General features: G+C 59.3%; 16 protein-coding genes. 11 read left to right on the top strand and 5 right to left on the bottom strand.

Going from position 1 to position 10,545, the window contains the following annotated elements; translation table 11 throughout:
* On the bottom strand, positions 1-545 hold a 545-nt coding region (locus GSQ79_RS29210; RefSeq protein WP_210253242.1), incomplete at its 3' end, for a PrsW family glutamic-type intramembrane protease.
* A 1,089-nt stretch (positions 546-1,634) separates the two neighbouring features.
* On the opposite strand from GSQ79_RS29210, the gene GSQ79_RS27860 reads away from it, so the two are divergent.
* From GSQ79_RS27860 to GSQ79_RS27880, 5 genes are all read left to right on the top strand, one after another.
* Positions 1,635-1,772, top strand: coding sequence for a hypothetical protein (locus GSQ79_RS27860; protein WP_158811996.1), 138 nt, complete (start codon positions 1,635-1,637; stop codon positions 1,770-1,772).
* A 268-nt stretch (positions 1,773-2,040) separates the two neighbouring features.
* Positions 2,041-2,244: a hypothetical protein gene (locus tag GSQ79_RS27865; protein ID WP_158811997.1), complete on the top strand. Its 204-nt coding sequence runs from the start codon at positions 2,041-2,043 to the stop codon at positions 2,242-2,244.
* A 168-nt stretch (positions 2,245-2,412) separates the two neighbouring features.
* Positions 2,413-2,577, top strand: coding sequence for a hypothetical protein (locus GSQ79_RS27870; protein ID WP_158811998.1), 165 nt, complete (start codon positions 2,413-2,415; stop codon positions 2,575-2,577).
* Positions 2,578-2,755: 178 nt separating this feature from the next.
* A complete protein-coding gene (locus tag GSQ79_RS27875; protein ID WP_158811999.1) occupies positions 2,756-3,487 on the top strand; it encodes a Crp/Fnr family transcriptional regulator in 732 nt (243 codons plus the stop codon).
* Position 3,488: 1 nt separating this feature from the next.
* A complete protein-coding gene (locus GSQ79_RS27880; protein ID WP_158812000.1) occupies positions 3,489-3,635 on the top strand; it encodes a hypothetical protein in 147 nt (48 codons plus the stop codon).
* 136 nt (positions 3,636-3,771) lie between these two features.
* Here the strand turns inward: GSQ79_RS27880 and GSQ79_RS30145 are convergent, their stop codons facing one another.
* Entirely contained in the window at positions 3,772-3,906 is a 135-nt protein-coding gene (locus GSQ79_RS30145) for a hypothetical protein (protein WP_256379057.1), read from the bottom strand.
* Between the two features lie 115 nt (positions 3,907-4,021).
* On the opposite strand from GSQ79_RS30145, the gene GSQ79_RS27885 reads away from it, so the two are divergent.
* A complete protein-coding gene (locus tag GSQ79_RS27885; protein WP_158812001.1) occupies positions 4,022-4,288 on the top strand; it encodes a hypothetical protein in 267 nt (88 codons plus the stop codon).
* A gap of 304 nt (positions 4,289-4,592) precedes the next feature.
* Positions 4,593-5,535 (top strand): IS630 family transposase gene (locus tag GSQ79_RS27890; protein WP_158812002.1). Its coding sequence is split into 2 segments (ribosomal slippage): positions 4,593-4,930 and positions 4,929-5,535, totalling 945 coding nucleotides; the frame shifts between segments, so codons are not numbered across the junction.
* Between the two features lie 12 nt (positions 5,536-5,547).
* Here GSQ79_RS27890 and GSQ79_RS27895 read toward each other — a convergent pair.
* Complete coding sequence (locus tag GSQ79_RS27895) at positions 5,548-6,132, bottom strand: DUF3489 domain-containing protein (RefSeq protein WP_158812003.1); 585 nt, start codon at positions 6,130-6,132, stop codon at positions 5,548-5,550.
* Positions 6,133-6,241: 109 nt separating this feature from the next.
* Entirely contained in the window at positions 6,242-6,481 is a 240-nt protein-coding gene (locus GSQ79_RS27900; protein ID WP_158812004.1) for a hypothetical protein, read from the bottom strand.
* Here GSQ79_RS27900 and GSQ79_RS27905 point away from each other — a divergent pair.
* From GSQ79_RS27905 to GSQ79_RS27915, 3 genes are read left to right on the top strand one after another with little or no spacing between them, the layout of a single operon-like run.
* Entirely contained in the window at positions 6,480-6,872 is a 393-nt protein-coding gene (locus GSQ79_RS27905; protein WP_158812005.1) for a hypothetical protein, read from the top strand. The genes GSQ79_RS27900 and GSQ79_RS27905 overlap by 2 nt on opposite strands.
* Positions 6,873-6,903: 31 nt before the next feature.
* Positions 6,904-7,437 (top strand): hypothetical protein, encoded by a 534-nt coding sequence (locus GSQ79_RS27910; RefSeq protein WP_158812006.1) that lies wholly within the window; start codon positions 6,904-6,906, stop codon positions 7,435-7,437.
* 27 nt (positions 7,438-7,464) lie between these two features.
* Complete coding sequence (locus GSQ79_RS27915; RefSeq protein ID WP_158812007.1) at positions 7,465-7,767, top strand: hypothetical protein; 303 nt, start codon at positions 7,465-7,467, stop codon at positions 7,765-7,767.
* A gap of 784 nt (positions 7,768-8,551) precedes the next feature.
* On the opposite strand, the gene GSQ79_RS27920 is transcribed toward GSQ79_RS27915, so the two are convergent.
* Complete coding sequence (locus GSQ79_RS27920) at positions 8,552-9,694, bottom strand: ImmA/IrrE family metallo-endopeptidase (protein ID WP_158812008.1); 1,143 nt, start codon at positions 9,692-9,694, stop codon at positions 8,552-8,554.
* Positions 9,695-9,710: 16 nt separating this feature from the next.
* Between GSQ79_RS27920 and GSQ79_RS27925 the strand changes: the two genes are divergently transcribed.
* The gene (locus GSQ79_RS27925; protein WP_158812009.1) at positions 9,711-10,184 is read left to right on the top strand and encodes a hypothetical protein; all 474 of its coding nucleotides are present in this window, start codon (positions 9,711-9,713) and stop codon (positions 10,182-10,184) included.
* Positions 10,185-10,545: the final 361 nt, after the last annotated feature.

A 10,545-nucleotide genomic window follows, 5' to 3' on the forward strand; every position in this document is an offset into this window, starting at 1 on the left:
AGCGTCCTGCCGATGCGGGTCACCGCGGCGGCGCGCCCGAGGCCCTTGGCTCGGGCGAGGCCGTAACCGACATAGATGCCGAGCAGCGTGTGGAAGGGCACGGTGAGGAAGGCGCGGGAGACCGCGATGCGTTCCCACGAGGCGGCCACCTTGAGGACGGTGCCGACGTTCTCGAGCAAGGCGAAACCCAGCGCGACGCCGGCCGTCGCCAGCACGATGCGCCGCGCCGAGTCGGCCCGCACGAAGGGATAGATGAAAACGAGCGTGACGGTCAGCTTCGCCGTCTCCTCGATCAGCCCGGCGAAGACGAAGGCTGTCGTCGTCGCCTTTCCGATGAAGCCAAGGCCTGGAAGGATGCGCTGCTCGGCAATGGTGAGGATAACGCAGACGAGGGCTGCCAATGCACCGAACGCCATCGAGACGCCAAGCATCGCGGGCGACAGCCGGCCTCGCCCGACACGGATGAGGACGCCCCCTAACAGAATGCCTGGGACCACGGCCAGCAAGACCGCCCAGAGCTGCCAGAACGGGTCGGCTGGCGTCACGGGAGTTCCTTCGTGCGCGTCGCCTTCCGGATCGCATTGGCGGTCGACGGGGGACGGCGTAGGAGTAGACGGGCCAAGGACCGCACTATGGACACGCCTTGCGTTCTATCAATCCGAGCTCCTTCATGACGTACAAGGCCTGTGGAACCGAGAGGCGCCAACATCGTACCGGCGTGCGAACGCGGCCGTGCATCTTGAAGACTGCAAACGGCGAACCCTCGCCTCTATGCCGAGTTCGACGATCACACGTCGGAGACGTAGGGATCAACGGCCCAGACCATCGGCCGTTCGGCATTCATCGTGGCTGGCGGTTTTGCTTCGTGACCGCTCCTCGCGGGGATATAGACCCTCACGATCAGCACGCCGGAGGTTGCGGAGGAGCGATTGCGCTCGCAGCTCGATCTGGCGGTCGAAGCGCTGGACGGCGCGTCCTGAACTACGCGCAGTGGGCCGACGAGGCGTCCTTCAAGGGGTTCACGCAGGATCCTGCAGGCGAGCGCCTGCGCGCCGCCATCCGTGACGTCGATCCGTCACTGAAGCCACACGCCGTGCAGTGTCGCGTCGTGCGAAGCATAGAGCCGCCGGAGTAGCGCCTCGGACCAAGTCCCAGGATTGCCGTTGGACGCCTTCACCATCAATGTGACGGCGATCCAAGACCAAGCCCTCACACGTCTCGGGCCCACTTGCGCAGGTCGGCGACGAAAAGATCTGGCGCTTCCATCGCGGCGAAATGACCGCCGCGCGGCATCTCGCGCCAGCGCGCGACGTCGTAGCCGCGCTCCACCTATTCGCGTGGCGGGCCGGGAGAGCGTGGGTCCGGTTAGATCGCATAGGCGGTCGGCACCTCGACGCGTCGACCTTCCGACATGCGCCGCACGTTCTCGGCGGCCGCGCCGGCGTAGTATCAGGTCGCTGTCGCGAAGGATTTCGTCAGCAGGTAGAGCATCATGTTGGTGAGAAGCACATCCTTCGGGAAGACGTCGTCGAACGGTCCACGAGGCTGATCTTCGACAAGCACGACTAATTCGAGGTACTAGGCGATTTGTCCAAGGTCGCCGAGGCCATCGGCCTGCAATTACCATGATGCACATGCAGGATGCGATGGTGATCGCGACGCTGGTGGTCGCCCAGCAGCGGAAGGTCGACGCCATGGGTTCGGCGGATTCAGCACTGCCGACCGAACGGGCGTCGCTGCGGGCACTCCAGGACAAGCTACTCAATTGGTGAAGAGCCTAGACGAGGCCAACAGACTATTCGAAGCTCGTGGGGAAACAGCACAAGGCACGCGCCAGCCAGAGGATGCATAGGCATACGTCTCTCGACTCGGAGACGTTCATGACCATCAAGGATATACCGCCCTTCGCCTACCAAGCCGGGCGCCTTGCGCTTGTCTTCGTCATAACCGCCATCGCCGCGGTCGCTTCGCACATCCGTAGCTAGGCGGCCCTGAAACGCCTTCGCGCTGACACCCGATGCGGCCGCTAGAAAGCCCTACGTGGTTAGCGCCGCGGGCGCCCATTTCTTCGTCGGCGACACCTGGCGCGACGAAACGGATGACAACGGCTCTGAGATCACGATGGTGGCGCATGATGGCGAGCTTTACGTCATTTTCGCCTACTGCATCGACGGCTACCGCACGATGACTTGTGCGCCGTCGACGTCGTGCCTTCGGTCCTCGTCATCCTGGTGGCGCCCCTGATCGCTTCGCCATTGAGATCGACGGCGTCCATGGGCGCAGCCTATCCGATCGGCAGTCGACCCGACCGACACCTTCGGCATCCGCAGCTTGGTGCTCGCTCCGACCGCTCTCAAGCGCATCAACATGGTCGGCTTCGTCCGTGATGAAATCCACCCGATAGAGTAAGGCATGCAACTCGATCCCGTGAGGGAACCGCTGGCGATCGGCTTCCAGAGGATGTCGCCGGCATTCTCCAAGGCCGACTTCCTCAGCGTCCTGCAGAGGTTCGCGATGCCGCCGCAGTCCTTTATCGCCATGACGATGGCCGTCCACCCGGGCGTGCAGATGGGGTGATTCCGTCCACCATCTCTCTACTGTCGAACGTGACGGCTCCGGCCCGCGGGAGACCCGAAATTGCGGTTGGGTCCTAATCGCCATCGAGGATGCGACGAAGGGCGACGTCTCCACGTCTTGAAACGTAGCAGGTACACCGTATTCTCGGCAGATCGGCAGTCGGTCGACGAGGAGAACCATGACTACCAACGACAACGACGCGTTCACCCGTATGATCCGAAAGCTGGACCGCCTGGCGAACCTCAGCGAGATCGACCGCGAGGCGATAAGGGCGCTCCCCTTTAGGATAGAGGCTGTACCGCCCGACCATCTTCTGGTCCGCGAAGGCCAGGAGGCGACGGACTGCTGTATTCTCCTGAACGGCTACGCCTGCCGGCATAAGACGACCAGCGGCGGCCGCCGCCAGATCGTGTCCTTCCATATCCCGGGAGACATCCTTGACCTCCAGCATCTCCTCCTCTCGAGAGCGGATCACAACATCCAGGCGATCACCGACGTCGCTGTCGCATGGTTTCCAGCCGCTGACGTGAAGACACTTGCGCAGGCGCGTCCTGCCGTGAGCGAGGCCATGTGGCGGGACTCGCTGATCGACGCCTCGGTTTTCCGAGAGTGGGTGCTAAACGTCGGACGCCGAGACGCGAAGGCGCGTATCACCCACATGCTGTGCGAGTTCGCAGCACGGCGTGAGGCGGCAGGTCTGGGATCGCCCGAACGCTTCGAACTTCCCTTCACGCAGGAGCAGATCGGCGACGCGACCGGCCTGACCGCCATCCACGTGAACCGCATCCTGCACAAACTCGTACAAGACGGCGTTCTCGTGCGCGACCGTACCGAAGTTGAGATCATGAACTGGGATCGGATGAGGGAGATCGCCGATTTCGATCCCAACTACCTCCACATGGCGGCCTGACATGACGTTGTCCTTCCATGCCGTCACGCTGGATGCCGTATCGACGGACAGGGAAGCCATGCTGGTCTTCCGCGAGGGACGGCTCCTCGCCGTGCTTACCTGCCTCAGCGACATCCATGAAGACCTTCGCGGTCACTGGTTCATCTAGGCGATCTTCGGCGAGATCCCACCCCGGCAACCTCCTCCGGCGTTCGAGACCCTTGCACGGTTCGAGGAGTGGCTCGCAAGCAAAGGATGAGCCTGTCGCGGTACGGCAGGAGGGCGACCGGCCCTTCCCTCACGTCCTAGTGCAACGTCTTCTCGATGAACGCGCCAATGATCGCCCCGAGCTCCGCCTTGAGGAAGGTCGTGGCCGCTTCGATGTTGCGTACGGCGAGACCCACATGGTCGATGCCCCGTATCGTCGTTGGTCGGATCATTCATGCCCCTGCGCTCGCGTGGTGCTCAGAAGGCGATGGTTGGTCACCCCCGCGTCGAACTTGTGATACCCCATGACGGCATCTCTATTGCGGTGGTGGGATCGGGGGAGCAACAATGGACACGAACAGCGAAGAGGGCGGGGTCTTCGCCTCCCAGGAGGCCATCTTCCTCAAACGCGCCTTCCTCCTCGCGCAGGACGAGCTCGGTCCGGAGTTTGACCTCGACGACGCGGCAAGATCGAAACTCGCGAAGATCGTAGCGAGCGTCGCCCGCAAGCGGATGCAGGCCGGCGGTGGGATGTTGAGCGACGACGATGCGACCGAGGTGGCGGCGGTATCATGCTTGAGGTTCATCGGACTGAAGGCCGACCGACCAAGCTAGAGAGGCTTCACCCTGCGGGGGCGCCCTGACCATTCAGGTCGCCGGAGCGGCGTCCTAAAGGTTTAGGGGACCGGCGGCCCGTATCTACAAGCTGAACTGCAAGTCGGATCTGCCGATATCGCTTCATGATGAAGACTTCGGAGGTCGAACCAATTCGACGACGGCGACCGGCTCGTGGCCATCCGCAACCGCCGCACCAGTGTGGCGTTAGAGCGGTTTCCACGACGGTTGAATCGTGAGGAGCAGGATTCCCTTTTCTCTTGTGTCGGGCGAGTCTGCTGTCTTCCTTTGAGTCGGGAGACCTATGATGCGGGCTTATTCGATCGATCTTCGGGAGCGTGTGGTGAAGGCCGTAGCCAGCGGTTTGTCGCGGCGCGAAGCGGCGCGGCGTCTCGATGTGGGGGCGGCGACCGCGGTGCGGTGGGCGCAGCAATGGGCGACGACCGGCAATCTGGCCGCAGCCGTCAGCAAACCCGGACGCTCCCCGCTCGAGGCGCATGCGGATTTTCTTCTCGATCTCTGGACGAAGCAGCCCGACATCGCACTCGAAGAGCTGCAAACCGAGTTGCTGGCGGCGCGCGGCGTCAGCACCGGGCTCAGCTCCATCCATCGGTTCTTCGCGCGACGTGCGATCACCTTTAAAAAAAACCCTGTACGCCGCCGAGCAGGCCAGAGCTGACGTCGCGGCGGCGCGCGAGGCCTGGAAACGCCTGCAAGCCACGCTCGATCCCGCAAAACTCGTCTTTATCGACGAGACCGGGACGGCGACCAACATGACAAGGACCCGCGGGCGGGCGCTACGCGGCGAACGGCTCGTCGGCTATACGCCGCACGGACACTGGAAGATGACGACCTGCGTCGCCGCGCTACGGCTCACCGGCGTGGTCGCGCCGCTGGTGCTTGACGGGCCGATGAACGGCGAAACGTTCGTCGCCTACATCGAACAGTTCGTCCTGCCGACGCTCACGCCAGGCGACATCGTCATCATGGACAATCTGTCGTCCCATAAAGCCGCCGCCGTGCGCCCGCTCCTCGAACGCGCCGGAGCGCATCTGATGTATCTGCCGCCCTATTCGCCGGATCTCAACCCGATCGAGATGCTCTTCGCTCAGCTCAAGGCGTATCTTCGCAAAGCCAAAGCCCGAACCGTCGACACCCTCTGGCGCGCCATCGGTGACTTCATCAAAACTGTCACGCCTCAGCAATGCGCAAACTACATCGCTTACGATGGCTACGCCTCGATCTAAGTGGAAACCGCTCTAGGCCGCAACAGCAGGGATGCTTTGCGTGATGCGGTATACGGATGTCTGATCCTGAGGATCTTGGCTCCGCTCGATCGCAACGCCGGTCTTACGCAAGCCGCTGAGCGCGGCGCGGGTGCTGTGGGGCAGCCATCCCGTGGCAGCCATCAAGTCCCCGATCGACGCGCCGCCCTGCCGCTGTAGCAGAGCCAAGACCACCTCTCGCTTCGATCCGGGTCGGCTCGCCGGATTGATCACTTCTGTTCCTTGGGCTGGTTGCTCCTTCGCTTGAATATTCGGCGACACTGGAGCGATCGCGGCCGCCGTGTTCTCGACGACCTTCGCAGATCCGGACGATGGTTGAACGATCGCACGGCCTGCTTTCAGGATCTTGAGGCTGAAGGCCCGCCCCTCCTCATCCATGCGCCAGATCGGAAAGCCAAGCTTGGCGGGGACCTCTTGTACAAGGTGCTGATCAAGAAGTTTGGCTGCCACCTTCACGGCGGCTGTTCGGTTCAGCCCTTCGGGTCGAAGTAGAATACCATCGGTGCGGCCGCAGGCCGAGATGAGGACGGTCGTCTGCGTGTCGGTGAGTTTGGTCATCAGGAATTACTCCAGCGTGTTGATGAAGCCGCCGCTGCAGCTCCCACGCGCTGGAGCCCACGTCCTGACGCGGGACGCGGGCTGTCTTCGGCAGATGAAGACCCTGCGATCAGCTAAAGTCGGACACGCGCTCCCGGTCGCGCCGACGCACCACCGAACTCGCATTCAGCAGGATCGACGCTTCGTGGATCAGCGGCTCGATCTCGAGCAGCGACTGAAACGAGCGCTCGACAAGGCCTTGTTTGCTGTAGCCGTCTGCCGTGCGCGCCAGCACCGCTGCCTCGCCGAGCTTCCGCGCAATATCCTGCGCGAAGTTATGGATGATCTTCGCTTCGAACTCGTTCGCCATGCTGCCTCTCCGCTTCGTTTACACGCTCATGCATGCTCGGTTTGCGGCAGCAGTCGAATGGAATGTGGGGGTCGCCCGCACATTCCTGCGCCAGAACGCCGTTCTGTCTCCGGAGAGAGACAGAACAGCGGCGTACTCGCATGAGATCGGGCCTTTAGAAGACGCACTTTGCGAGGCGAGCAACATGGCGGGTGTCGCTCTTGGCTTCATTGCCGAAGGCCTGACGTTCAGCAGCAACAAGGTGCCCAAGCTAACCCGTCGGGAATGCGAGCTGCTGTATTACGCCCTCAGCCGCACAGTCGATCTTGTCGACGAAGCCAAGCGCGTTTTCTATTCCAAGGCGCGCTCCCCAATCGGCGCTACACAAGATGTGCCCAGATCATGTACTTGACGACAGATCCGTTCCATGATTGGGTAACATCATGAAACAGACGTTCGACGACATCCTAGAAACGAAAAAACTCCACTATGACTCGGCGGTCTTTCCGCCCGAAGTTCTAGCGGAGGTCACCGGCAAGCCGCTCAATACGGTACGCCTCTGGAACAAGCGAGTTGGGAGCGACGACCCCAACTTTCAGGCTGCTCTGCGGCGGGGATTACCTTCGCGGTTCTCCTTCCGCAGCCTAGCAACATATGGCGCGGCCACGCCACTTATCGGCTCGGGAGCTGACGTCGCCACCGCTTATCGAGCAGCCAAAGAATGGTCGTGGCTCGGACACGACGCTATGGGGTATTCTCAAAAAGGCCGCGAGCCTCTCGGCCTGTTCTCGGATGATCAGACGGTCCTTGTTTATCGCAATGCATGCGGACTGGTTGTTCCTCTATCCAAGCTTCCCGATGTCTGGGCTCAAGTTCTTTTTCCTTACGGTGACCGCTTGAACGCTCCCTCCCTCGTCTTTCTAGATGCTGTCCTGGCGAACACAAAAGCGGCTTGCTTGAAGTTCTTAAACCGGTAGCGCCTCAAACTACTTAAGGCTTCCCAAATGACCGAGATCAAAAATGCGGGTTCGCCCGCCACGGCGGAGCTTTGTCTTCCGCCAAACCTGATGAAGCCGCGCCTTCGTCGTGCCGGCGCGTCCGTCATGTCGCTGCTTGGATTGAGCGAGGAAGATCGAGCGGGCACTTTCGAAAACATCATTCTTGCCTACGCCATTTTACACCGCCGGGCATGGCCACACGATCCGATCGAGGATCTGAAGGAGAAGGCGGAGGAGTTCGGCCGGTCTGTCATTCGTCGCTTTGATCAGGTCGAGATCGTTAGCGGGCATCGTGCGGGACGGGCTTAATGGCGGACAACTCTTACGGCCCTTGGTACGGAACGCAGCGTTGGCGGCTTACGGCCCAAGCGCAGCCTATTTCGGAGCCGCTATGCCGCTTCTGTTTCACGGCGGGCATGATCGTGGCTGCCAAGGTCTGCGATCACGTCGAGCCACATCGTGGTGACGAAGCCAAGTTCTAGCTTGGCCCATTCCAGTCGCTTTGCGCCTCGTGCCATTCGCAGACCAAGCAGGCCAAAGAGAACGGCCGTGGGCCGTAGAGCCTCGACGCGGACGGGTGGCCCACCTGAGTGCCCGTTCGCCGCGAAGCATGAGAACGAGGGCAACGTTCTGCCGTTCAATGCGAAGAAGTAGGAGCGCCGTTTTTCGCTACTCGTTGTCCTGAAGCAAATCTAAAATGGTGACAGCACCGATATTTATCTTTTCATAAAATTTCTGCACGTTTTGTTCAGACGTGATTACCAATAGACCATACATCGAGGCCATCCCGGCAACATAGTAGTCCGTTCCACCGTCGAAACTTCAAGCGCCGTTTTGTGCGCCGATTTCTGCCATGGATGCTGCGGCGTTTCGATGCTCGGGCTTTACTGGCGTGCCGGGGCCCACGGCGAGAGCTTCGGCTTCCGTCGGGCAGGCTGTGCTAAATTCCCGCCATACTCTATTACAAACAATGATTAAACCAGTTTCCCATAGATTTTGAAGTACAGCTCGTTCGTTTCCTGTCAAACGAGACCAATCGTTTAGGCCTTTGGTATCAAGAATCCATATTGCTTGCGTGTCATCGCCGCCGCTACTACTCCTCATCTTCAGCATCCTGCGCAGTTGCAGTCGCGGCGTTCGCGAAATAAGCCCCTTGATACTCGGGCTTCAGCTGCGCAATCCGAAAGACATCTATATTATCGAGATCGCCCTTCTCGACCGCAGCACCAAAAACGTGGGCGAACTTAAATCCATAGCGTGCTAGTTTGACCTTCCATTGGTCTGTAGGCTGCCCGCCCTTACGCTTTGGCGGCACGTCCGGATGACTATTACTTATTATCCGATGCCATTTAGAAACAGCCTCGTCCGTGTAGAATCCAAGTTCGTGGAGTCTTATGACGCTTGCGTACTGAGATATCTTAACGCAGCTAGAAAATCTTCTTAGTTCGCTAGTGTCTAATGACTTATTATTAATGAAACGTTTGGCTGCGAAACGAACAAAGTCCTTTGGTGCTAAAAACTCTGCTGAGAACTTATTGCATTTTTTTTCTACATTGTTATTAGTTACTTCCGGATCAGATAGCCCCGACCGGTTAATGATGCAGTGATAGAATTCATAGCCTAGAGTGAACAAGCGACGTCCTGGTGATTGGAGCTTCGTATTGATTGTGATCACGTCAACGCCAGAGTCCTCGCTAAGGCAGAACCCCGCCCCGTCATCAAAAGAAGCCTGAGTAATAAAAAGCTGAAGCGACTCAGCCCTTTGTCGAAGAGCTTTATAAAAAACCCGCGCATCTTTCATGGCCGCCTGTTCAGCCCAGTCTATAGCAATATAAGCTCGAAGCTGAGATGCAGCCTTGTCGATATCGGCACCGTCGACCAAATCGCTAAGTCGCTGACCACTGACATCGTACCCAATGTCAGAAATGGCGCTTCTAATTGACCGAGCAGATTTTATCGCTTTTGCTGTGTCTCGCGTGAAGCCGCCGATCGATGGCTTTCTTTCTCTGAAATCGACCAAGCCTCCCACATGCGGGGGCTTATCCATGAACAACGCATAATCAGGCACGAGCAGCTCGTGGGCTAGTCGCTTTATAAACGCCTCAGGTACCTTTTCCTTAGCAAGCGTTTCTCTGAACTGTGATGGTGTGGTTTTCAGGCGCTGCGCGAGGCCGGCGACAGTCAAGCCGCGCTCGCCTGCGATTGCCTGTATGTTAGCTTTCATGGATGACGGCATATGGGAATGGTCCGCAATGAAACTCAGCGATTTTTCAAGCGTAGTTCAATTAGGCGTCGGCTTGCACGCGGGAGCGGCTTTGTTACAGCTGGCCTCTGATTTGGCAACGGCACCTTTATCCAGAAAACTGCGGCAAATCGAGACTTTGGCCGAGTCGCGTCTACATACACATAAGGAATCGCAAGTACACCTGGACAGAGCCAAAGATCTTATCACGGACCTGCAGATTGCAGGCATAGGATTTGACAAGCAGTACCGCCAACTAATTAAAGTAAACGGCATCGTGTCGCTGGCTCTTATTACACTTTTGGTGTGGCTTTCTGTGGATGCAGACAGAGAGGTCTGCTGGTTGGGAGCCTCGGCAATCTGCGCACTCAGCATCGTCCCGGCTCTGTTTTCATTCGCGTTATACGGATGGCAGTGGTCGCGATACACCGGGGCGTTGAAACTCGATGTGGAAAAGCTTCAGAGCGAAGCTGTAGGGCACTAGCGCCGTCTTAACGGCAATCATAGCCCTCCTTCGTGGCACACCCTGAAAGGCGAACCAACCACGACAGCCTACACCAGGTGACACTATGGTGACACCGCCTCAATGTGGCGAGCGACTACGCGGACTAAGTAATTGAAAACTCTTGCGCACCTGATAGGATTCGAACCTATGACCTCTGCCTTCGGAGGGCAGCGTATTGCAGGCGGAGGAGCCACATCAATCACCGTCCTTGGCATTGTGGCGCAGATGGAGCGGCGCTCATCAAAAAAAGTCCGAAGGACGGGCTGGTAAGGGTCAAAGTTAGGCTCTGACTCAATCTGCGTGCAGTTCTCCAACGAGACGAGCGCGGAGAAGATCGAGG

The sequence above is a fragment of the Beijerinckia sp. L45 genome (assembly GCF_009765775.1).
In the GTDB taxonomy this organism is placed as follows: domain Bacteria; phylum Pseudomonadota; class Alphaproteobacteria; order Rhizobiales; family Beijerinckiaceae; genus RH-AL1.